This is a genomic window from Buttiauxella izardii, assembly GCF_003601925.1.
Lineage (GTDB): Bacteria > Pseudomonadota > Gammaproteobacteria > Enterobacterales > Enterobacteriaceae > Buttiauxella > Buttiauxella izardii.
This window is the reverse complement of the sequence record NZ_QZWH01000004.1, coordinates 1-23,414: the sequence shown is the minus strand read 5'-3', so window position 1 is coordinate 23,414 and position 23,414 is coordinate 1. Positions and strand designations below refer to the sequence as shown.

At 52.3% G+C, this 23,414-nt stretch carries 22 protein-coding genes; 19 read left to right on the top strand and 3 right to left on the bottom strand.

The genetic code is table 11. From position 1 onward, the window contains the following. The first annotated feature begins 4 nt into the window (after positions 1–4). The 7 genes from cysJ to D6029_RS02030 all read left to right on the top strand — a co-directional run bounded on the left by cysJ (position 5) and on the right by D6029_RS02030 (position 9,389). Positions 5–1,810: an NADPH-dependent assimilatory sulfite reductase flavoprotein subunit gene (cysJ, locus tag D6029_RS02060; protein ID WP_120063169.1), complete on the top strand. Its 1,806-nt coding sequence runs from the start codon at positions 5–7 to the stop codon at positions 1,808–1,810. Then, on the top strand, positions 1,810–3,522 hold the full coding sequence (cysI, locus tag D6029_RS02055) for an assimilatory sulfite reductase (NADPH) hemoprotein subunit (RefSeq protein WP_120063168.1): 1,713 nt from the start codon (positions 1,810–1,812) through the stop codon (positions 3,520–3,522). Before cysJ ends, cysI begins: the two co-directional genes overlap by 1 nt. A gap of 100 nt (positions 3,523–3,622) precedes the next feature. Further along, entirely contained in the window at positions 3,623–4,354 is a 732-nt protein-coding gene (cysH, locus tag D6029_RS02050) for a phosphoadenosine phosphosulfate reductase (protein ID WP_120063167.1), read from the top strand. A gap of 370 nt (positions 4,355–4,724) precedes the next feature. Beyond that, entirely contained in the window at positions 4,725–5,942 is a 1,218-nt protein-coding gene (manD, locus tag D6029_RS02045) for a D-mannonate dehydratase ManD (RefSeq protein WP_120063166.1), read from the top strand. A gap of 23 nt (positions 5,943–5,965) precedes the next feature. Beyond that, the gene (locus D6029_RS02040; RefSeq protein ID WP_120063165.1) at positions 5,966–7,741 is read left to right on the top strand and encodes a sodium:solute symporter family transporter; all 1,776 of its coding nucleotides are present in this window, start codon (positions 5,966–5,968) and stop codon (positions 7,739–7,741) included. A 95-nt stretch (positions 7,742–7,836) separates the two neighbouring features. Next, positions 7,837–8,613: an SDR family NAD(P)-dependent oxidoreductase gene (locus tag D6029_RS02035; RefSeq protein WP_120063164.1), complete on the top strand. Its 777-nt coding sequence runs from the start codon at positions 7,837–7,839 to the stop codon at positions 8,611–8,613. An 80-nt stretch (positions 8,614–8,693) separates the two neighbouring features. Beyond that, a complete protein-coding gene (locus D6029_RS02030; RefSeq protein WP_120063163.1) occupies positions 8,694–9,389 on the top strand; it encodes a FadR/GntR family transcriptional regulator in 696 nt (231 codons plus the stop codon). On the opposite strand, the gene D6029_RS02025 is transcribed toward D6029_RS02030, so the two are convergent. Both D6029_RS02025 and D6029_RS02020 read right to left on the bottom strand, forming a co-directional pair. Beyond that, on the bottom strand, positions 9,384–11,492 hold the full coding sequence (locus tag D6029_RS02025; protein ID WP_120063162.1) for a heparinase II/III domain-containing protein: 2,109 nt from the start codon (positions 11,490–11,492) through the stop codon (positions 9,384–9,386). The genes D6029_RS02030 and D6029_RS02025 overlap by 6 nt on opposite strands. A gap of 163 nt (positions 11,493–11,655) precedes the next feature. After that, the gene (locus D6029_RS02020) at positions 11,656–12,696 is read right to left on the bottom strand and encodes an aminopeptidase (RefSeq protein ID WP_120063161.1); all 1,041 of its coding nucleotides are present in this window, start codon (positions 12,694–12,696) and stop codon (positions 11,656–11,658) included. 269 nt (positions 12,697–12,965) lie between these two features. Between D6029_RS02020 and cysD the strand changes: the two genes are divergently transcribed. From cysD to rpoS, 12 genes are all read left to right on the top strand, one after another. Beyond that, positions 12,966–13,874, top strand: a complete 909-nt coding sequence (cysD, locus tag D6029_RS02015) for a sulfate adenylyltransferase subunit CysD (protein ID WP_064543893.1) — start codon at positions 12,966–12,968, stop codon at positions 13,872–13,874. Between the two features lie 11 nt (positions 13,875–13,885). After that, complete coding sequence (gene cysN / locus D6029_RS02010; RefSeq protein ID WP_120063160.1) at positions 13,886–15,313, top strand: sulfate adenylyltransferase subunit CysN; 1,428 nt, start codon at positions 13,886–13,888, stop codon at positions 15,311–15,313. After that, the gene (gene cysC / locus D6029_RS02005) at positions 15,313–15,918 is read left to right on the top strand and encodes an adenylyl-sulfate kinase (RefSeq protein ID WP_120063159.1); all 606 of its coding nucleotides are present in this window, start codon (positions 15,313–15,315) and stop codon (positions 15,916–15,918) included. Before cysN ends, cysC begins: the two co-directional genes overlap by 1 nt. A 50-nt stretch (positions 15,919–15,968) precedes the next feature. After that, positions 15,969–16,292 carry a DUF3561 family protein gene (locus D6029_RS02000; RefSeq protein ID WP_120063158.1) on the top strand — a complete coding sequence of 108 codons (324 nt, stop codon included), beginning with the start codon at positions 15,969–15,971 and terminating at the stop codon, positions 16,290–16,292. Positions 16,293–16,476: 184 nt separating this feature from the next. Beyond that, positions 16,477–16,791, top strand: coding sequence for a cell division protein FtsB (ftsB, locus tag D6029_RS01995; protein WP_120063157.1), 315 nt, complete (start codon positions 16,477–16,479; stop codon positions 16,789–16,791). A 20-nt stretch (positions 16,792–16,811) separates the two neighbouring features. After that, positions 16,812–17,522 carry a 2-C-methyl-D-erythritol 4-phosphate cytidylyltransferase gene (gene ispD / locus D6029_RS01990; RefSeq protein WP_120063156.1) on the top strand — a complete coding sequence of 237 codons (711 nt, stop codon included), beginning with the start codon at positions 16,812–16,814 and terminating at the stop codon, positions 17,520–17,522. Further along, positions 17,522–18,001, top strand: coding sequence for a 2-C-methyl-D-erythritol 2,4-cyclodiphosphate synthase (gene ispF / locus D6029_RS01985; RefSeq protein ID WP_034497950.1), 480 nt, complete (start codon positions 17,522–17,524; stop codon positions 17,999–18,001). Before ispD ends, ispF begins: the two co-directional genes overlap by 1 nt. Continuing rightward, complete coding sequence (gene truD / locus D6029_RS01980) at positions 18,001–19,047, top strand: tRNA pseudouridine(13) synthase TruD (protein ID WP_418230235.1); 1,047 nt, start codon at positions 18,001–18,003, stop codon at positions 19,045–19,047. The genes ispF and truD overlap by 1 nt, the downstream gene beginning before the upstream one ends. A gap of 113 nt (positions 19,048–19,160) precedes the next feature. Further along, a complete protein-coding gene (surE, locus tag D6029_RS01975; RefSeq protein WP_120063275.1) occupies positions 19,161–19,922 on the top strand; it encodes a 5'/3'-nucleotidase SurE in 762 nt (253 codons plus the stop codon). Then, positions 19,916–20,542, top strand: a complete 627-nt coding sequence (locus tag D6029_RS01970; RefSeq protein WP_120063154.1) for a protein-L-isoaspartate(D-aspartate) O-methyltransferase — start codon at positions 19,916–19,918, stop codon at positions 20,540–20,542. The genes surE and D6029_RS01970 overlap by 7 nt, the downstream gene beginning before the upstream one ends. A gap of 133 nt (positions 20,543–20,675) precedes the next feature. Further along, the gene (gene nlpD, locus D6029_RS01965) at positions 20,676–21,812 is read left to right on the top strand and encodes a murein hydrolase activator NlpD (RefSeq protein ID WP_120063153.1); all 1,137 of its coding nucleotides are present in this window, start codon (positions 20,676–20,678) and stop codon (positions 21,810–21,812) included. A 63-nt stretch (positions 21,813–21,875) separates the two neighbouring features. Next, positions 21,876–22,868 (top strand): RNA polymerase sigma factor RpoS, encoded by a 993-nt coding sequence (rpoS, locus tag D6029_RS01960; RefSeq protein WP_115627494.1) that lies wholly within the window; start codon positions 21,876–21,878, stop codon positions 22,866–22,868. A gap of 111 nt (positions 22,869–22,979) precedes the next feature. On the opposite strand, the gene D6029_RS22385 is transcribed toward rpoS, so the two are convergent. Next, positions 22,980–23,177 (bottom strand): hypothetical protein, encoded by a 198-nt coding sequence (locus tag D6029_RS22385; protein WP_147365212.1) that lies wholly within the window; start codon positions 23,175–23,177, stop codon positions 22,980–22,982. Positions 23,178–23,414: the final 237 nt, after the last annotated feature.

The window sequence follows — 23,414 nt, the reverse complement described above, 5'->3', positions numbered from 1 at the left end:
ACGCATGACAACTCAGGCTCCACCGACCGCTTTGCTGCCGCTTACCCCGGAGCAACTGGCACGCCTCCAGGCGGCGACAACGGATTTCTCGCAGACACAACTGGCCTGGTTATCCGGCTATTTCTGGGGAATGATTAATCAACAACCGGGCGCAGTCGCCACGCCACAGCCTGCGGCTGCTGAAGTGCCGGTGATTACTCTGATTTCTGCATCCCAAACCGGCAACGCGCGCCGCGTCAGCGAGCAACTGCGTGACGATTTGCTGGCAGCAAAACTGAACGTTAACCTGGTTAACGCGGGCGACTATAAATTCAAACAAATTGCCCAGGAAAAACTGCTGGTCGTGGTGACTTCCACACAAGGCGAGGGCGAGCCGCCTGAAGAAGCCGTGGCGTTGCACAAGTTCCTGTTCTCGAAAAAAGCGCCAAAACTCGCAGGCACCGCGTTTGCGGTATTCAGCCTTGGCGACACTTCTTACGAATTCTTCTGCCAGTCCGGTAAAGATTTTGACACCAAACTGGCCGAACTGGGCGGCGAACGCCTGCTTGACCGCGTCGATACCGATGTTGAGTTCCAGCCAGCCGCTACGCAATGGCGGGCAAAAATTGTCGAAGTGCTGAAATCTCGCGTTCCGGCAGAAACTCCGGCGCAAGCGGCGGTGACGGCAACGGGCGTGGTTAACGAAGTCTTCACCAGCCCGTACACCAAAGAAGCGCCGCTCACGGCGACGCTTGCGGTTAACCAGAAAATCACCGGTCGCGATTCTGAAAAAGACGTGCGCCATTTTGAAATTGATCTCGGCGATTCCGGCCTGCGTTACCAGCCGGGCGACGCGCTGGGCGTCTGGTATCAAAACGATGCCGCTCTGGTCAAAGAACTGGTCGAACTGCTGTGGCTGAAAGGTGACGAAAGCGTCACGGTTGATGGCAAAACGCTGCCGTTAAGTGAAGCGCTGGAATGGCATTTCGAGCTGACCATCAACACCGCCAACATCGTTGAGAAATACGCGCAAATCACGCGCAATGCGGCGCTGCTGGACTTGGTTGGCGATAAAACCAAGCTGCAACACTTTGCCCAGAACACACCGATTGTCGACATGGTGCGTTACGCTCCGGCTGAATTAAATGCCGAACAACTGATTGATTTACTGCGCCCGCTGACGCCGCGCCTGTACTCCATCGCTTCTTCCCAGGCGGAAGCCGAAACGGAAGTGCACATTACGGTTGGCGTGGTGCGTTATGACATCGAAGGCCGCGCCCGCACGGGTGGCGCATCGGGCTTCCTGGCCGACCGTCTGGAAGAAGATGGCGAAGTGCGCGTGTTCATTGAACATAACGACAACTTCCGCCTGCCAGCCAACCCGGAAACCCCGGTGATCATGATTGGCCCAGGCACCGGTATCGCGCCATTCCGCGCCTTTATGCAGCAGCGTGAAAACGACGGGGCGAGCGGCAAAAACTGGCTGTTCTTCGGCAACCCGCACTTTACCGATGATTTCCTGTATCAGGTTGAATGGCAGCGCTACGTCAAAGACGGCCTGCTGACCAACATCGATTTGGCCTGGTCTCGCGACCAGCAACATAAAATATACGTACAAGACAAACTGCGCGAAAAAGGCGCGGAACTGTGGAACTGGATTAATGAAGGTGCCCACATTTACGTCTGCGGCGATGCGAATCGCATGGCAAAAGACGTCGAGCAAGCATTACTGGAAGTGGTAGCCGAGTTCGGTGGCATGGACCTCGAAACGGCAGATGAATTTTTAAGTGAGCTGCGCGTTGAGCGCCGTTATCAGCGAGATGTCTACTAATGAGCGAAAAACACCCAGGACCATTAGTGGTCGAAGGCAAATTGAGTGATGCCGAGCGCCTGAAACGCGAAAGTAATTTCCTGCGCGGGACTATCAAAGAAGATTTGCAGGACGGGCTGACCGGCGGCTTCCGAGGCGACAACTTCCTGCTGATTCGCTTCCACGGTATGTACCAGCAAGACGACCGCGATATCCGTGCAGAACGTGCTGAGCAAAAGCTCGAACCGCGCCACGCCATGATGCTGCGCTGCCGTCTTCCGGGCGGGATTATCACCACCGAGCAGTGGCGTGCGATAGACAAATTCGCCGAAGATAAAACCATTTACGGCAGCATTCGCCTGACTAACCGTCAGACTTTCCAGTTCCACGGCATTCTGAAAAAGAACGTGAAACCGGCGCACGAAATGCTGCATGAAGTCGGGCTGGACGCGCTGGCAACCGCCAACGACGTCAACCGCAACGTGCTGTGTACGTCCAACCCGGTGGAGTCTGAACTGCACCAGGAAGCCTATGAATGGGCGAAAAAACTCTCTGAACATTTGCTGCCACGCACCCGTGCTTACGCGGAGATCTGGTGGGATAAAGAGAAAGTAGCGACCACCGACGAAGAGCCGATCCTCGGTGAAACGTATTTGCCGCGTAAGTTTAAAACCACCGTTGTGGTGCCGCCGCAGAACGATGTCGATCTTCATGCCAACGACATGAACTTCATCGCGATTGCCAAAGACGGCAAGCTGGTGGGCTTCAACTTATTAGTCGGCGGTGGTTTGTCTATCGAACACGGCAACAAAGCGACTTACGCCCGCACCGCCAGCGAGTTTGGCTACATTCCGCTGGAGCATACGCTGGCGGTAGCTGAAGCCGTTGTCACCACACAACGCGACTGGGGCAACCGTACCGATCGTAAAAATGCCAAAACCAAATACACCCTTGAGCGCGTCGGCGTTGACGTGTTCAAAGCGGAAGTTGAACGCCGCGCGGGCATCACATTCGAGCCGATTCGCCCGTATGAATTTACCGGGCGTGGCGATCGCATCGGTTGGGTAAAAGGCATCGACGACAAATGGCATCTGACGCTGTTTATCGAAAACGGCCGTATCCTGGATTACCCGGATCGTCCGCTGAAAACCGGCCTGATGGAAATCGCGAAGATCCACAAAGGTGATTTCCGCCTGACTGCCAACCAGAACTTGATCGTGGCTGGCGTTCCGGCCAGCGAGAAGGCCGCAATCGAGAAGATTGCCAAAGAAAGCGGCCTGATGAACGCGGTGAAACCGCAGCGTGAAAACTCGATGGCGTGTGTGGCATTCCCGACTTGCCCGCTGGCGATGGCGGAAGCAGAACGCTTCTTGCCGCAGTTTGTGACTAAAGTTGAAGAAGTGCTGGAAAAACATCACGTGCCAGATGAACACATCGTCACGCGTGTGACCGGCTGCCCGAATGGCTGTGGCCGCGCGTTGCTGGCGGAAATCGGCCTGGTGGGGAAAGCGCCTGGGCGTTACAACCTGCACATCGGCGGCAACCGCATCGGCACGCGTATTCCGCGTATGTACCGTGAAAACATCACCGAGCCGGAAATCCTGGCTTCGATTGATGAGCTGGTAGGGCGCTGGTCGAAAGAGCGTGAGGCCGATGAAGGCTTTGGCGATTTCACCATCCGTGCCGGGATTGTTCGCCCGGTGTTGGATCCCGCTCGGGATTTGTGGGACTAGCCATTTAATGTCGGATGACGCTAACGCTTATCCGACTTACGAAAAGCCGTTGTAGGGTGGACAAGTCCACCATGATATTTAGCAACAAAGCGAGGCTCCTATGTCAGTACTCGATCTAAAAGCGCTGAATGAACTCCCAAAAGTCGAGCGCATCATGGCGCTGGGCGAGGTCAACAGCCAGCTTGAAAAACTCACTGCGGAGCAGCGCGTAACTTGGTCGCTGGAAAACCTGCCGGGTGAGTTTGTGCTCTCCTCAAGCTTTGGTATTCAGGCGGCGGTGAGCCTGCATCTGGTCACTCAACAGTTTCCAGATATCCCGGTTATTCTCACCGACACCGGTTATCTGTTCCCGGAAACCTACCAGTTTATCGATGAGCTAACCGACAAGCTGAAACTGAACCTGAAAGTGTTCAGCGCGAAGGAAAGTGCGGCGTGGCAGGAAGCGCGTTACGGCAAGCTGTGGGAGCAGGGCGTTGAAGGCATTGAGAAATACAATGACATCAACAAAGTCGAGCCGATGAACCGTGCGCTGCGTGAACTAAACGGGCAAACCTGGTTCGCTGGCCTGCGCCGCGAGCAATCTGGCAGCCGCGCGAATTTACCGGTGCTGGCGATTCAACGTGAAGTCTTCAAAATTCTGCCGATCATCGACTGGGACAACCGCCAGGTTTACCAATACCTCACCGCCAACGGCCTGAAATACCATCCGTTGTGGGATCAAGGCTACCTTTCCGTGGGCGACACCCACACGACACGTAAGTGGGAAGAAGGCATGGCGGAAGAAGAAACGCGTTTCTTTGGTTTGAAACGTGAGTGCGGTTTGCACGAGTGACCCCAGAAAGCACAATAATCCCCAAGCCCTTCATGCACTGCAGAAGGGCTTTTTTTATGCATCATAATGCATGGATATTTCTATTAGTCATACTAATTAATTCAGAACACTTCACAAATCCCCTCGCCATTATAAATTCAGCATTCTAACTGGTTTAAATATCAACCAATAAAATCAATGTGTTAGCTGGATTTACTGCAGGCGCATTCATAAATATCGCTAATATTTACTATTTAGCAACAAATAATCCCTCGTTCCGTAACTTAAAAACTACGACATTGTTCACACAATAATCAGTTTATAAATACTATAGTACGACAAATAGAATAATTTACTGACCCTGTCTTTTCTCTACCTTACGAGAGTCGCTATGAAGATCGAACGCATCAAAGTGCTGGTGAGCCGGCCTGGACGGAATTTTGTTACGGTAAAGATTGAAACGGACGAAGGGATTTATGGTGTGGGTGATGCCACATTGAATGGCAGGGAAATGGCCGTCGCAGCGTATCTGGAAGAGCATATTGCTCCGTGTCTTATCGGCAAAGATCCGCGTAATATCGAAGATATCTGGCAGTACCTTTATCGCGGTGCGTACTGGCGTAAAGGCCCGGTGACGATGACGGCGATTGGCGCAATCGATATGGCATTGTGGGACATTCTGGGCAAACACTCGGGGCTGCCAGTCTGGCAACTGCTGGGCGGGAAAAGCCGCCAGGGTGTGACGGTGTATGTTCATGCCAACGGCGAAAGCATCGACGAAGTGCTGGATAACGCAGCAAATTATATTGAACAGGGCTATAAAGCCATCCGTCTGCAATGCGCTATTCCTTCTACCAAAGGCACTTACGGCACGCTGGAAGGGAAGAAAAATTACTACGAGTTGCAAGGCAATCGCCCATTGCCACCGGAACAATCGTGGTCAACGCGCAAATATATGAATTTTATCCCGGAGCTATTTAAAGCAGCCCGCGAGCGTTTTGGTTATGGCATTGATTTATTACATGATGTTCATAGCCGTCTGACGCCAATAGAAGCGGCGCGCCTGGGTAAATTGCTCGAGCCGTATGACTTGCTGTTTTTAGAAGATACCGTTACGGCAGAAAACCCAGCGGGTTATCAAATCATTCGCCAGCACACTACGACGCCGCTGGCAGTGGGTGAAATATTCAATACCATCTGGGATGCAAAAGAGTTAATTGAAACGCAATCGATAGATTATATCCGCACTGCGGTTTCCCACGGTGGTGGAATAACACCAATGCGTAAACTCAGTGCCTTCGCCGATCTTTATCATGTGCGTATGGCACCGCACGGCGCACCGGATTTATCGCCTATTTCAACAATGGCTCATCTTCACCTTAATAGTTGGGCACCGAATTTTGGTATCCAGGAATTTGTTGGTTTTGGCACACCTGAAGTAAACAATATCTTTAAATATGAATTGCCCCTCAAGGATGGAATGTTGTTGGTTTCTGACAAACCAGGTTTGGGAATAGATATAGATGAAGCCGCCATGGGGAATTATCCCTATGTCAGATCTTATCTTCCTGTTAGCCGCCTCGAAGACGGAACGCTCTGGAACTGGTAATCCTCTGACCTAAGGGTACGATTATGATCTATGATACCGCTGTAATTTGTGGTTATTTCATCTTAATGGTGTTGATCAGTTTTATATTTAAAAAAATGGCCAGTAAATCCTCCAGTGATTATTTCCGTGGCGGTGGCCGTATGTTGTGGTGGATGGTGGGGGCGACGGCGTTTATGACGCAGTTTAGCGCCTGGACTTTTACCGGAGCCGCCGGGAAAGCGTTTAGCGATGGCTTTATGGTGGCAGCCATATTCCTCGGGAATACCATCGCATACGGAATTTCCTGGTTATGGTTTGCTAAACGTTTCCGCCAGGTACGCGTTGATACGGCCACAGAAGTGATTCGTCATCGCTTTGGTTCACAGAATGAACACTTCTTCACATGGGTGATTATTCCGCTGAGTATACTGAGCGGCGCGGTAATGATGAATGCGCTGGCGATATTTGTGAGTACCGTATTTAGCTGGGATCTTTCGGTTACTATTTGGGTAACCGGCATTGTGGTATTAATGATCTCATTATTAAGCGGGGCCTGGGGTGTTGTCGCTTCCGACTTTGTGCAGACATTAATTGTTGCGGTTATCTCTGTTGCCTGTGCCATTGTTGCATTAGTGAATGTCGGCGGGCCGGTTAATATGATCACTCATTTCCCTTCTGGCTTTATTATGGGCCCGAATATGAATTACGGTGTGGTGATATTAGGCTCGGTGATATTCTTTATTGTTAAACAATTACAGAATATAAATAACATGCAGGATTCTTACCGTTTCCTGAATGCCAAAGACTCGAAGAATGCCCAAAAGGCAGCTTTCTTTGCCATGATATTAATGGCTGTGGGGACGCTAATTTGGTTTATTCCGCCGTGGGTGTCTGCAAGCCTTTATCCAGATGCCACTGCACAATATGCCGCACTTGGAAATAAAGCTTCGGATACCATTTATTTGAGCTTTGTAGAACGTGCAATGCCTGCGGGAACGGTGGGTTTACTGGTCGCTGGTTTATTTGCCGCCACCATGTCGACAATGGATCCAGCGTTGAACCGTAACAGTGGCATTTTCGTGCGCAGCTTCTGGGTGCCGGTGGTTTGCCGTAACAAAAAGATCAGTGACCGTGCAGAACTGTTTGCCGGGAAAATGTTCTGCATTGTGAATGGCTTGCTGGTGATTATTGTTTCGCTGTTCTTCAGTCATCTTGAAGGCATGAGTTTGTTTGACCTCATGATGTCGGTTTCAACACTTGCTCAGGCTCCGCTACTTGTGCCGCTGTTCTTCGGCATGTTTATCAAGCGCACGCCGAGCTGGGCGGCTTGGGGAACGGTGGTTTTCGGTATCTTTGTGTCGTGGCTGTGTATGGATGTGCTGACCTCGAAAGCGCTCGGCCAGTTGCTGGGAATTGAGTTTACCAAACGCGAACTGAGCGAAATCAACGTCATCATTAACATCGTTGCGCATTTGGTTCTCACCGGGGGATTCTTTATCTGCACCAAATTGTTCTACCGCGAAACGTCATATTCTGCGAAAGAGCAGCAGCAGATTGAAACCTTCTTCAAGAACATCGAAACCGAAGTGGTGGAAGACTCTCAGCAGAGTGAGTTTGATCGACTGCAACGCGAAAAGATCGGTTTTATCACGATGTTAATGAGTGGCGGTATGGTGTTGATGGTGCTGATTCCCAACCCAATGTGGGGGCGATTGCTGTTCCTGGGCTGTGCGGCGGCGATATTCCTCGTGGGTTATTTGCTGCGCCTGAGTTGCCGGGTGGTGCAGGATTCCCCGCAACAAGCGAAACATACGCTCTGACTCGCAAAAGCGCCTTTTATCGGGCGCTTTTCGTTTGCATAAGAGAATGGGGTTGGTAGTATTTGTAATACTAAATGACAAATAGAGGTGATCCGATGTTTTCTGATTTACGGAATAAACGCGTGTTAATCACTGGTGCTTCGGCAGGTGTGGGTTTGGCTGCGGCAGAGGCATTTTTACGCTGTGGCGCAAAAGTGGGTATTAATGGCCGTCGTTCAGCGCAGGAGATGGAACCGCAGCTTGCCGGGCTTCGCGCATTGGGTGGCGAAGTTTGCTATTTCCCGGCTGATTTATCTCAGTCAGACGCCTGTCAGCAACTGGTTAGCGCTTTTGTCGAACAATTTGGTGGGCTTGATGTGCTTATCAATAACGCCGGGGGTTTAGGCGGGCGTGCTGGCCTTGAAAGCATCGACGACGACTTCTATGACCGCGTTATGAACTTGAACGCACGCTCGGCATTAATGATGACCAAATATGCCATTCCTCACCTGCGTGAATCCGCAAAAATCAGCGGTGAAACTGCCTCGGTCATTAGCACCGGTTCCATTGCAGGGCGCGAAGGCGGTGGTATTGGCGCGGGGATTTACGCTGCATCAAAAGCCTGGTTGCACGACATCCATCGCAACTGGGTGAAAGAGTTCACCAAAGACAATATCCGTTTCAATATCGTTTCACCGGGCACTATCGACACTGCTTTCCATGAAGATAAGCCGCAGGAGTTGCGCGACAAAATTGCTGGTTCCATTGCGATGGGGCGTTTTGGCCGCAGTGAAGAGGTTGCGCCGAGCTTCCTGTTCTTTGCGTCTCATAAAATGAGTGGCTACATTACCGGCCAGATTTTAGATGTGAATGGCGGCCAAATGGCACCATAACGGCGATATGTGGAGGCATTTAGAGCCTCCACAATTTAGTGATACACTATTTTCCTTCCCATTTCAGGTATGACAAAAGCATGCAATTCACAACCATTGCTTCGACGCAACGCGGTCTGGACGGACTTATTGCCAGCGATATCGCCCGCAAGATCCTTTCCGGGCAACTTTTGCCGGGTGATATTTTGCCCAGCGAAGTGGAGCTTTGCGAACAACTCGGCGTGAGCCGCACAGCATTGCGTGAGGCGTTAAAACTTGTGTCATCAAAAGGGATGCTGGAATCGCGTCCGAAAGTGGGAACCCGCGTTCGTCCGCGTAATAACTGGAACATTCTTGATGTTCAGTTGCTTGAGTGGATGAACGGTATGGAAGGGACGCTGGAAATGTATCACCAGTTTCTCGAGTTCCGCCGCGTTATTGAGCCGCATGCGACACGCCTTGCAGCGCTGAATGCGACCAGCGAACAGCGTATTGAGCTGTCCCGCGTGCATGAAGAAATGTGTATTGTGGCGAAAGACTTCGACCCCGACCGTTGGGTTGATGTGGATACTCGCTTCCACCGCGCTATTTTCCTGGCCTCGGGCAACTGCTTCTACGCCCCGTTTGGCAATGTGCTGACTACCGTCTTTAAATGGTTTATCAGCCATTCCTCAAAAGAAGGCGGCATGTGTCTGGAAGACCATCACCGCATTTATCGCGCAATTATGATTGGCGATGGTGACGCCGCCTATGAAGCATCGCTGGCGTTGATGACTGCCAGCAAGCACCGCCTATAAAGGTTGCACCGAAAACTGCCCAAACCCTGGGCGGTTATCGACGCGTATTTCCAGCGCTTCACCTTCCACAAAATAGATCGCGACTTTCGTTTGCGAATTCAAATCATGCTCAAGCACTTCCACTCGTTTGACTTGCCCACGCGCATTGCGCGAAGTTTCGCTGGCTTCATCAAAGTAGCCGTGGCTTTCAATCGCGGTAGCAAACAATACGTTGTCGCCATGGGTGCGCCATAACCACGCCGGTTCCACGCGTAAATTAAAGTTCGGATCGCTGGCTCCAGTTTGAGCCACAATCAGCTCGCCACCGTTGGGTAATGCTCCCGTTGCGGTATAAAAAGTATCGCCATCAAGCCAGGTGAGTTGCCCATTTTCACCGGTAATTATCTCGCCACGCGCACAATCCCATAAATGCTGATAACCGTTTTTCTCGCCTAATGGCTGCCATGATTTGTTGCTATTCAGCGGCATTGACGCGTTGATCAGTTGCCCGCGCCCGTGCAGGCAATAATCATACTGATGTTGATCGCTACTGCTCAGACTGAACAAATCGAGCACCAGTGGTTTTTTGCACTGCGGCACATTAAGTAATAACACCGTGCGTTGCTGACGGACGCCAGGCCAGTAGTTATCACACCGGGCGCTCATGCCCTGGCCGTGTGGGTTGTCTGTAATAAAGAAGTGCGTTTCGCCATGATGCAGTGCGGCCTGGTCTTTATCGAAATAATGCTGGCAGCCTTCATCCACCACCACGGTATTGTGGGCGACGGTTTGCTTGCAGTAGCTATTGTTTTCCGGGATGTAGCGCCCGCCAAATTTCGGTTCGATATTGACCCAACGCCCGAAACCGTAATCGCGTAAAAATTCGCGGCCACGGTTAAAAAGGCTCAGGTGTAAGCTGTCGAAATGCCCATGATTTAATGCCGAATGCATTCCGGCGATATTGCCGTGCCCGCCCCAATACATCAGCGCCATATTGTCGTCTTGTTGGTTATCCCGCACACGCAACACGCCGATGGCACCGCGCTCACCCTCTTGCCCGTCACGCACTAACTGGCTCGGCCAGGAGGAAGATTGCGGTGGTGAGGTTTCAAGATGATCGCAAAGTGATAACGCCCCGCGCCCAGGCCATACGATTGATTGCCAGCGAGCTAATTCAGCCAGGCGGGAGTCCGCGCCGTAATGCTGCCAGCAAAGGCTGACGGCGATAACCGCACCTTCATCGCGTAAATCCATTGTTTTTGAGGCGTCATTCAACGCGGGCATCGTGCCGTCAGGGAAGGCCAGCGCGAACAGCGTGTAGCAAGCGCGTTGAATAATACGCTGGCCATATTCCCAGATATCAAGCTCAGGCTGGCGTCGTGAAATGGCTTCGGCTAATAAGAGAAGAGGGCGCAGGGCAAAACGCTGATAATAAAGCCCTTCAATGTAATAGCCATCGCATGAAAAAAGCTGATCGAGTTGTGCGAAGAAGCCGCCGCTGACGCTGTCTCGCGCCAGGCCATAAAGCGAGTCCAGTACCATTTCGTCATCGCCCAGCACGTAGCCACAAATCGCCACGGCAGCAACCGACCACATGCCGTGATTGTGCACGATATCGAAGGTCGCGGCGTGAGTATGCGTGGCGTCTTGCACCATTAAACGCAGCAAATTGTTTTCAATATTCTGGATTTGCTGCGGCGTCGATTCCGCTTTTACGCAGTGCCAGGCTTCAGCGGCATACAGCAAAAACATATGTTCATTGAGCGTCTGATGGAATAAACGCCCTGGCGGGTTGGAGTCATGGCTGATGGCGTCGCCTAATTGCGGATAAAGGTCGGCATAAGCGCTGAGAATCTGAATCACCCGCTCTTTGTAACGCGCATCATGAGTGATGAGCCACAAACGCCCAGCCAGATTCATCATCTGGTAATTCAGTTTGTGCTGAGCGTGTTCCGGCCCGCCGCCTTCACCATGTCCAGGCACTGACAGCGGCGCATTCAACCATTGCTCAACTTGTTGCTGTTGATGGCGCAAGGTGTCGCCCAGCAGAGAATGACGCTTTAAATGGATGCGCAGTGCGGCGGCATCGTCGTTATCAATAAACAGCGGGGAGCAGGCAGGCATAATCTTCTCTCTGATACTTATTAGTATGACTATTTAAGTTTCGGAGTCGCGGTTATGTCCAGAATGAAAGGCTAAATGAGTCGGGTGAGTCACAAAATTGCGTCTTTATTAGTCATACTAAAAGGCCGGTGCGTTAAGCACCGGCCTTTCAATCAGGGAAGGCTTAATGCCTGACCTTAGCCAGTTCCTTCACCAGCGGCAGCATCACGCGTACCACGTCATGACTGCGTTTTTCGATACGATGCGGCAGCCATTTATCGAGATATTGTTGATTATCAATCAGGGCGTTATGCCAGCTGGTCCCATCCGGGAAGGCTTTGCTTTTTGCGCGTTGCTGAAAACCGTCTTTTTCGCCCAGCGACCAGTTAGTGGCTTCGACGGAAAGCACCGGAATGCCCGCTTCATCAAACACTTCTTCATCGCTACAACAACCGGTGCCTTTTGGGAATTTGGCATTAAGGCCCGGATTGGTCGTGGCCGGAACGCCCAGCTGATGTGCCAGCTTTAACGCGCGGTCGCGGCTTAATTTGCTGACGGCGGTCGGCGTGGATTTACCGCTGTTAAAGTAGAGTTTGTCGCCGACAATTAAGTTGTCGAGATTAATCACCAGCAGCGTGTTTTTCTTCTCGTTGGCGCTCATGCGTTTGAGGATATCTTCCGCGCCCAACGCGCCCAGTTCTTCACCGCTGGTGGCGATAAAACGAATGCCGTACAGCGTGGGAATGTCTTTCATGCGGGTTGCGATTTCAAGCATCACGCCAAGGCCAGAAGCGTTGTCGTCCACACCTTGCAGCGTTAAACCACCGAGGTTGTTATTGACGTCGTTATCATTGAGCGGCGTGTAGGTATCGAGGTGCGCCATGATAATAATTTGTTGTGGCTCAACTCCTTCACGGGCAGCAATCACTGAGCTTGCGCTAACGTTATGCCAGTTCTGATGACCGTCTTTGGTGGTGTAAAGGTAGCGGGTATTAAAACGGCGAATATTGCTTTGGTAGCCTAGCTGGTCAAATTGCTGTTTGATGTAATCCGCAGCCAGCATTTCCGAAGGGCTACCGGCCATTCGCCCCTGGTATACCGTCGCAATGTGGCGCGTTTGTTGACTGGCAATTTCGCCGATAGGCGAGCTACTTGCAAAGGCTGGCAAAGTACAGCAAATGCCTAGCGCCAGGCTGGTCAGCGAGTGGCGCAATGCGGAAAACATAGTGGGTCCCTTTCAAAGAGGAAAAATTTTGCCCGCATAGTATGAAACTGTGATGGGCGTTACACAATTTCAATTGCTCTGAAACCCGCATTCTCTCGTGGCTAAAGCACATTTTGTGATTTGCATTGCCAGCGCGTTATTCCTTTCTGGAACTACTCATGCCAAATCGTAATTTCATAACGAAGAAACCTCAGCCGTATAGTCGTCCAATGAATTTTTAAACGGTGGGGCGGCGTCCCCGCCGTACTAAACCTCGGTTAGGGAAGGTTATGGACCAGAAACGACTTACTCACTTACGGCAACTGGAGGCAGAAAGCATCCATATCATCCGTGAGGTTGCCGCCGAATTTTCCAATCCGGTGATGATGTATTCCATCGGCAAAGACTCCTCGGTGATGTTGCATTTGGCCCGTAAAGCCTTCTACCCAGGCACGCTTCCTTTCCCGCTGCTGCATGTTGATACCGGCTGGAAATTCCGCGAGATGTACGATTTCCGTGACCGTACCGCGAAGAACTACGGTTTCGAGTTACTGGTGCATAAAAACCCGGAAGGCGTGGCGATGGGGATTAACCCGTTCGTGCACGGCAGCGCCAAACATACCGACATCATGAAAACTGAAGGGCTGAAGCAGGCGCTGAGCAAGTACGGTTTTGATGCCGCCTTTGGTGGTGCGCGTCGTGATGAAGAAAAATCTCGTGCGAAAGAACGTATCTATTCTTTCCGTGACCGTTTCCACCGCTGGGACCCAAAAAACCAGCGCCCGGAACTGTGGCACAACTACAACGGCCAGATTAACAAAGGCGAGAGCATTCGCGTGTTCCCACTTTCTAACTGGACGGAGCTGGATATCTGGCAGTACATCTTCCTGGAAAATATCGAGATCGTGCCGTTGTATCTGGCCGCACCGCGTCCGGTGCTGGAACGTGATGGCATGTTGTTGATGGTTGATGACGACCGCATCGATTTACAACCTGGTGAAGTGATCGAGCAGAAAATGGTGCGCTTCCGTACCCTGGGCTGCTGGCCGCTGACGGGGGCCGTTGAGTCCGAAGCGCAGACGCTGCCGGAAATCATCGAAGAGATGCTGGTTTCAACCACCAGTGAACGTCAAGGGCGGGCAATTGACCGCGACCAGGCAGGCTCCATGGAGCTTAAAAAACGCCAGGGTTATTTCTAAGGAGCCGCCAGATGAACACTACGATTGCACAACAAATTGCTGATGAAGGCGGCGTTGAAGCCTATCTGCACGCGCAACAACACAAAAGCCTGCTGCGTTTCCTGACCTGCGGCAGCGTCGATGACGGCAAAAGTACGCTGATTGGCCGCCTGCTGCATGACACGCGCCAGATTTATGAAGATCAACTTTCTTCACTGCATACCGACAGCAAACGCCACGGTACGCAGGGCGAAAAACTGGATCTCGCTTTGCTGGTGGACGGCCTGCAAGCCGAGCGCGAGCAGGGCATTACCATCGACGTGGCTTACCGTTATTTCTCGACGGAAAAGCGTAAGTTTATTATCGCCGACACGCCGGGGCACGAGCAGTACACCCGTAATATGGCGACCGGCGCTTCGACGTGCGATCTGGCGATCTTATTGATCGACGCCCGTAAAAGCGTGCTGGATCAAACCCGCCGCCACAGTTTTATCTCCACGCTGTTGGGGATCAAACATCTGGTGGTCGCGGTGAACAAAATGGATCTGGTGGATTACAGCGAAGAAAGATTCGAGCAGATCAAACAGGATTACCTGACTTTCGCTGAGCAACTGCCGTCGGATCTGGATATTCGTTTTGTGCCGCTTTCCGCCCTTGAAGGCGACAACGTCGCGACCCAAAGCGCGAGTATGCCGTGGTACACCGGCCCAACTTTATTGGAGCTTCTGGAAACCGTAGAAGTGAAACGTATCGTTGAACAACAGCCGATGCGTTTCCCGGTTCAGTATGTGAACCGCCCGAATCTGGATTTCCGTGGTTATGCGGGAACGCTCGCATCTGGCGTGGTGAACGTCGGGCAGCGCGTGAAAGTACTGCCGTCGGGCGTTGAATCAACCATTGCGCGAATCGTCACTTTCGATGGCGATTTGCAACAAGCCGCTGCGGGCGAAGCGATTACGCTGGTGCTGAAAGATGAAATCGACATCAGCCGTGGCGATTTGCTGGTGGATGCTGCTGATTCACAGCCTGCGGTGCAAACCGCGAAAGTCGACGTGGTGTGGATGGCGGAGCAGCCGCTGGTGCCGGGCCAAAGCTACGACATCAAAGTCGCAGGCAAGAAAACCCGCGCGCGCGTGGATAACATTCACTATCAGGTTGAGATTAACAGCCTGACCCAGCGCGCGGTCGAAAGCCTGCCGCTCAACGGTATCGGCCTGGTGGATTTAACCTTTGACGAACCGTTGGTGCTGGATAAATACCAGGAAAATCCGGTAACTGGCGGGCTGATTTTCATCGACCGACTGACCAACGTCACGGTCGGTGCCGGTATGGTGCGTGAGCCGCAAGAAGAGGTGTATCAGGAACCTTCAGCCTTCAGCGCATTTGAGCTGGAACTGAATGCGCTGGTGCGTCGCCACTTCCCTCACTGGGGCGCGCGCGATTTGCTGGGAGGCAAATAATGGCTGAGCACGACGAAAACGTCGTCTGGCATGCGCATCCGGTCACGGTTGAGCAACGCGAAGAACTTCATCAGCATCGCGGCGCGGTGCTGTGGTTTACCGGGCTTTCCGGCTCGGGTAAATCCACCGTCGCAGGCGCGCTGGAAGAGGCGTTACACAAACTGGGCGTCAGCACGTATTTGCTCGATGGCGATAACGTGCGCCACGGTTTGTGCAGCGACCTGGGTTTTAGCGATGCCGATCGTAAGGAAAACATCCGCCGTGTGGGTGAAATGGCTAAGTTAATGGCCGACGCGGGACTGGTGGTGTTGACCGCGTTTATTTCGCCTCATCGTGCAGAACGCCAGATGGTGCGCGACCTCGTTGGAGAAGGGCGGTTTATCGAAGTGTTTGTTGATACTCCGCTTTCTATTTGCGAAGCCCGCGACCCGAAAGGTTTGTACAAAAAAGCCCGTGCCGGTGAGCTGCGCAATTTCACCGGAATTGATTCGGTTTACGAAGCGCCAGTGAACCCGGAAATACACTTAGGCGGCGAACAATTAGTAACAAATTTGGTTGCGCAATTATTAGACCTGTTGCGGCGTGACGTTATTATCAAAACCTAAGACATTGCCAGGGCCGTTTCGCGCCTGGCTTGCAGGGTTATGGATTTGTTATGCGCAATAGTTCCAACATCGCTATTACATCGGCTGAAGCTGGCTCTGACATCGAAGAAACGACCTGGTCATTGGCTGGGGCGTTTATCGGGTTTTTGTCGTGGCTCTTGGCGCTGGGCATTCCATTTCTGGTCTATGGCCCTAACACCCTGTTTTTCTTCCTCTATACCTGGCCATTCTTCCTTGCGCTGTTACCTGTTGCGGTGGTCGTAGGGATTGCTTTGCACTCCTTGTTGCGTGGACGCGTGGTGTATAGCTGCGCGGCGACTGTGTTAGCCGTGGCACTGATGTTCGGCATCTTATTCTTGTGGCTTATGGGCTAACCGCTAAATATTCAACAAACCGTAACAGACTATTTATGACCGTAAGTTCGCTAACTCACCTGCAAACGCGCATGTTGCCGCTATCTGTGATAAATTCTGCCGCAAATACGCAGGGTCGCTTTGTACCCGGAGCGAGACTCGATAAAATTTTGTGCGATGATTGTGCCGTTTTTCAGGGGGCAGGATGGGTAAACTAACGCTGCTATTGCTGGCCTTGTTGGTCTGGTTGCAGTATTCGCTGTGGTTTGGAAAAAACGGCGTACACGATTACACGCGAGTGAATGACGACGTTGCCGCTCAACAGGCGACGAACGCTAAACTCAAAGCGCGTAACGATCAGCTTTTTGCGGAAATCGACGATCTTAATGGCGGACAGGAAGCCATTGAAGAACGCGCACGTAATGAACTCAGCATGACTAAACCGGGTGAAACCTTCTACCGCCTGGTACCCGATAGCTCTAAGCGCTTAGGCAACAATGCCGGGCAGAACAATCGATAATCAAGCGTAAGTGAAACTACATGGCAGACTCCTCCCCGGACGTAATTGCCGTGGTGCCGGCAGCAGGTATCGGCAGCCGCATGCAAACGGAATGTCCTAAGCAATATCTTAAAATCGGCAATAAAACTATTCTTGAACACGCGGTGGCGAGCCTGATGGCCCATCCACGCGTGGCTCATGTCGTGATCGCCATTAGCCCAACCGACACCTGGTTTGCCTCTTTGCCCCTTGCTTCAAACCCCAATGTGACGGTGATTGAAGGCGGCGCGCAGCGTGCTGATTCGGTGCTTGCTGGCTTAAATGTGGTGCAAGGTGCGCAATGGGTTTTGGTGCACGATGCCGCGCGCCCGTGTTTGCATCAGGATGATTTAGCGCGTTTATTGGCGATTACTGAAACCAGCAAAATCGGCGGTATTCTGGCCGCTCCGGTGCGCGACACCATGAAACGCGGCGAACCGGGCAAAAATCTCATCGCCCATACTGTCGATCGTGAAGACCTCTGGCACGCTTTAACGCCGCAACTTTTCCCTCTGGAACTCCTGCGCAGCTGCTTGCAGCGTGCGCTCGATGAACACGCCTCAATTACTGATGAAGCTTCGGCTCTTGAGTATTGTGGCTTCCATCCCGAATTAATTAGCGCCCGCGCCGATAATATCAAAGTGACTCGTCCTGAAGACCTGGCGTTGGCGGAGTTTTACCTCACGCGGTTAACCCAAACGGAGACTGAATAATGCGTATTGGACATGGTTTTGATGTACACGCTTTTGGCGGCGAAGGCCCGATTATCATTGGCGGCGTGCGTGTCCCGTTCGAAAAAGGGCTGCTCGCTCACTCAGATGGCGATGTGGCGCTGCACGCATTAACGGATGCTCTGCTCGGCGCGGCGGCGTTAGGCGATATCGGTAAATTATTCCCGGACACCGACCCGGCGTTTAAAGGCGCGGATAGCCGTGAATTACTGCGCGAAGCGTGGCGTCGTATTCAGGCGAAAGGTTTCACGCTGGGTAACGTCGATGTGACGATTATTGCGCAAGCACCGAAAATGGCTCCGCACATCCCGCAGATGCGCGTGTTTATTGCTGAAGATCTCGGCTGCCATATGGATGATGTGAACGTCAAAGCGACAACTACCGAAAAGCTCGGTTTTACTGGCCGTGGCGAAGGCATTGCGTGCGAAGCGGTCGCGCTACTGCATAAGGCTCGCAAATAATGGATATGCAGAATCTGACCTGGCTGCACGGTAAGCCGCAGGGCACCGGTTTAATCAAAGCCAATCCAGAAGACTTTGTGGTTATCGAAGACTTAGGATTTGGCCCGGATGGCGATGGCGAACACTTGCTGTTGCGCATCCTGAAAAACGGCTGTAACACGCGTTTTGTGGCGGATGCGCTGGCGAAGTTTTTGAAAGTTCCTGCGCGTGAAGTCAGTTTTGCAGGGCAGAAAGACAAACATGCGGTCACCGAACAATGGTTCTGCGTGCGTCTGCCGGGCAAAGAAATGCCAGTTATGAAAGCCTTCCAGCTTGAAGGCTGCCAGGTGCTGGAATATGCCCGTCACCGTCGCAAACTGCGCCTCGGTGCACTGAAAGGCAATAGCTTTACGCTGGTGTTGCGTAACGTGAGCGACCGCGCTGAGCTTGAGCAGCGTCTGAATACGATTCTGCATAACGGTGTGCCGAATTACTTCGGCAGCCAGCGTTTTGGCATCGCAGGCAATAACTTGCATCAGGCCGTACGCTGGGCGCAGAGTAATGCGCCCATTCGTGACCGCAACAAACGCAGCTTTTATTTGTCAGCGGCTCGCAGCGCGATGTTTAACCAGATTGTCAGCGAAAGGCTGAAAAAGCCGGACTTTAACCAGGTCATCGACGGTGACGCTTTGCAGCTCGCCGGGCGCGGAAGCTGGTTTGTAGCAACGCCGGAAGAAATGCCAGAGTTGCAACAGCGTGTCGATGCGGGTGAATTGCTGATTACCGCACCATTGCCGGGCGATGGCGCGTGGGGCACGCTAAATGCTGCACTCGCATTTGAGCAAGAGTGTGTCGCGCAGGAAACGGATTTGCAGGGTTTGCTGGTACGTGAGCGCGTAGAAGCCGCTCGCCGTGCCATGTTGGTGATGCCGAAAGAGTTAAGCTGGGACTGGTGGGATGACGCGACCGTTGAGCTGAAATTCTGGCTGCCAGCCGGAAGCTTTGCCACCAGTGTGGTGCGTGAACTGATGAACGCTCCAGGCGGCTACGCCGATATTGCCGAATAGTAATCCTGGACAGATCTTTGTTGTGAATGTTACAAAAACAGCAACAATTTCATGACGGCTGCACTAAAATCAGCTCACTGGGATACAACAATAAGAAGCTTTGTAAATTCAATATGAGAATACTTTTGAGTAACGATGACGGGGTCAATGCGCCGGGCATTCAAGTTCTGGCGGCCCGACTAAGGGAATTTGCCGAAGTGCAGGTTGTCGCCCCTGACCGTAATCGCAGTGGGGCTTCAAACTCACTGACGCTCGAATCTTCATTACGAACTTTCACTTTGCCTAACGGTGATATTTCCGTGCAAATGGGCACGCCGACGGACTGTGTCTATCTTGGCGTGAATGCGTTGATGCGTCCCGCTCCCGAAGTGGTGGTTTCCGGTATCAACGCCGGGCCAAACCTCGGTGATGACGTTATTTACTCCGGCACCGTTGCGGCGGCAATGGAAGGGCGGCACTTAGGTATTCCAGCATTGGCTGTGTCACTCAACGGTCATGAGCACTATGAAACGGCAGCCGCGGTGACGTGCACTATTTTGCGCGCGCTAATGCGTGAGCCGCTGCGCACCAGTCGTATCTTGAATATTAATGTGCCGGACTTGCCGCTTGATCAAATCAAGGGTATTCGCGTGACGCGCTGTGGCAGCCGCCATCCGTCAGATAAAGTCATTCCGCAAGAAGATCCCCGTGGAAATACGCTGTATTGGATTGGGCCTCCGGGGGACAAATTCGATGCAGGCCCGGATACCGATTTCGCCGCCGTTGATGAAGGCTACGTGTCGGTGACGCCATTGCATGTTGATCTCACCGCCCACAGCGCTCGTGAGGTTGTCAGCCACTGGTTGAATAAATCAGGAGTGGATGAGCAATGGTAAGCAAACGCGTACAAGCCCTTCTCGATCAGCTTCGCCATCAAGGCATTACGGACGAAAAAGTTCTGGATGCGATTGCGCAGGTGCCCCGAGAAAAATTTGTCGACGAAGCGTTTGAGCACAAAGCCTGGGAAAACACCGCATTGCCCATTGGCTCCGGCCAAACCATCTCACAACCTTATATGGTTGCCAGAATGACCGAGCTGCTGGAATTGACGCCCGAGTCGCGCGTGCTGGAAATCGGCACCGGTTCTGGTTATCAAACGGCCATTTTGGCGCATCTGGTGCATCATGTTTGTTCAGTTGAACGCATCAAAGGCCTGCAATGGCACGCAAGGCGACGTTTAAAGCAGCTCGATCTGCACAATATCTCCACCCGTCACGGTGATGGCTGGCAGGGCTGGCATGCGCGCAGCCCATTTGACGCTATTATTGTTACGGCGGCTCCGCCAGAGATTCCAACTGAACTGTTGTCTCAGCTGGATGAAGGTGGTGTTTTAGTTCTCCCGGTTGGCGAAGACAGGCAGTTTTTGAAACGTGTCCGCAGACTGAGTGGAGAATTCATTATTGATACGGTAGAAGCCGTTCGTTTTGTTCCTTTAGTGAAAGGCGAATTGGCATAACCCGGAAATATCCTGCTTTTTTTCTAAGGATTTTGGCGTAACGTTACGCGCAGCGAGATTTTTGATAACTGGCCGCAAGCGCCAGTTCTGCCGTATTTTCACACATAAGCATATGATAGTTTTTGGGGGATTAATGAGCGCGGGAAGCCCAACTTTTACTTTACGCCGTATTGCAGCGTTATCGCTGGTGAGCTTGTGGTTAGCTGGATGTACCAGCAATAACAGCCAGGCGCCTATCAGTTCTGTGGGCGGCAACAGCGATGCCAGCAGCAGTTCTTCTGGTGGCATGCTGATAACCCAGCCACCGAAAATGTCCACCCAAAGTCAGACTCCACAAATTCAACCCGTACAGCAGCAACCGACGATTCAGCCAATGCAAACGCAGCCGGTGCCGGTCGCTTCCACGCCGGTACAAACTCAAAACGGCCACATCGTTTATAACCGCAAATATGGCGATATTCCGAAAGGCAGTTACACCGGCGGCAGCACTTATACCGTTAAACGCGGCGATACGCTGTTCTACATCGCATGGATTACCGGAAACGATTTCCGTGACTTAGCCCAGCGCAACAATGTACCGGCACCGTATGGCTTGAATGTAGGGCAAACGCTGCAGATCGGTAACGCATCGGGTACGCCAATTACCGGTGGCAATGCCGTAACCACGGCAGATGCCAATGCGCAAGGCGTTGCGCCTATCGCTGCGCAAAATACCACCACGGTGGTTGCTTCTAAACCTGTAATTACGTATTCTGAGGATTCAGGTGAACAGAGTGCTAACAAAATGTTGCCGAATAATAAAGGTACTGCGACAGTCGTCACAGCACCGGTTACGGCACCTGTGGTTAGCTCTACAACTACTGTACCAACTGCCAGCAGCACGTCCGATAGCGCGCCAATTTCGACCTGGCGCTGGCCGACTGAAGGCAAGGTTATTGAGAACTTCGCTGCTACCGAAGGTGGCAATAAAGGGATCGATATCGCAGGCAGCAAAGGCCAGGCTGTTGTTGCTACCGCCTCCGGGCGAGTGGTTTATGCCGGTAACGCGCTGCGTGGTTACGGTAATTTGATCATCATTAAACACAATGATGATTACCTGAGTGCCTACGCCCATAACGATACAATGCTGGTCCGGGAACAACAAGAAATCACGGCGGGGCAGAAGATAGCTACCATGGGTAGCACCGGAACCAGTTCAACACGTTTACATTTTGAAATTCGTTACAAGGGGAAATCCGTCAACCCGCTGCGTTATTTACCGCAGCGATAAGCCGGCAAAATGCTGACATTCGTGTGAGTATTTTGCCCAGGGATCACGGGTAGGAGCCACCTTATGAGTCAGAATACGCTGAAAGTTAACGAGTTAAATGAAGACGCGGAATATGATGAGAATGGAGTTGAGGTCTTTGACGAAAAAGTCCTCGTAGAAGAGGAACCCAGTGATAACGACATAGCCGAAGAGGAGTTGTTGTCACAAGGGGCCACTCAGCGTGTGCTTGACGCGACTCAGCTTTATCTTGGGGAGATTGGTTATTCCCCGTTATTGACAGCCGAAGAAGAGGTGTATTTTGCCCGCCGCGCTCTGCGTGGTGATATCGCTTCCCGCCGTCGCATGATTGAAAGTAACTTGCGTCTGGTGGTAAAGATTGCCCGTCGTTACAGCAATCGTGGTCTGGCTCTGCTGGACCTGATTGAAGAGGGGAATCTGGGGCTGATTCGTGCTGTTGAGAAGTTTGACCCAGAACGTGGGTTCCGTTTCTCGACGTATGCAACATGGTGGATTCGTCAGACCATCGAACGGGCAATCATGAACCAAACCCGTACGATTCGTTTGCCGATTCATATCGTCAAAGAGCTGAACGTTTATCTGCGTACCGCTCGCGAACTTTCTCACAAGCTCGACCATGAGCCGAGTGCAGAAGAAATCGCCGAGCAACTGGATAAACCGGTTGATGATGTTAGCCGTATGCTGCGTCTCAACGAGCGCATTACTTCAGTCGACACCCCGCTGGGTGGCGATTCTGAAAAAGCGCTGCTGGATATTCTGGCTGACGAAAAAGACAACGGCCCGGAAGACACCACGCAAGACGACGATATGAAGCAAAGTATCGTTAAGTGGTTGTTTGAACTGAACGCCAAACAGCGTGAAGTGCTGGCTCGTCGTTTTGGACTGTTAGGCTATGAAGCTGCAACACTGGAAGATGTGGGTCGTGAAATTGGCCTGACTCGTGAACGTGTTCGTCAGATTCAGGTTGAAGGTCTGCGTCGTCTGCGTGAAATTTTGCAGACTCAAGGTCTGAATATCGAAGCATTGTTCCGCGAGTAAATGTTCCGCGAATAATCGACTGTTCAAATAAAAAGCGGTGACCTTAGGTCGCCGCTTTTTTTATGTCTGAAATTGGCCATCACCCTACGTTTTCTCGTTCTCCCTGGGGAGTTACAAGTCCACCCTGGCAATCTTGTCAGGGTGAGATTTGCAAGCCTTGCTGATTTTCCGTTCACCCGTGCGTTCAGTTATCTCTTTAATTCCAGAAAACGGTGAACGTGCCAGTGGGATAACGACATCCCCCTGGCGACCCCGTCGCCCGGTGATTAAATTGCCGCTGCGCGGTAAACCCCAGCTTATCCCCAACATCAGGGTCGTTCGCGACTCGCTCCCGGCGGATCGCTCTCTTTCGCTGCTCCCGGCAGCTCAACCCTGACTTATGGGGAACACTGGGGCAATTTATACCGGGAACAAGGTCAAAACCGGCTCGGTGTTGTCTTTAGGTTTTGACGTTGACCTCTGGTTCCGGCTTCAATCGCCTCCATTTTGACTCCAGGTGGCCGGGTCCAGCCGTCGGGAACGGCTGGAGGGTGCGATCGCCGGGAG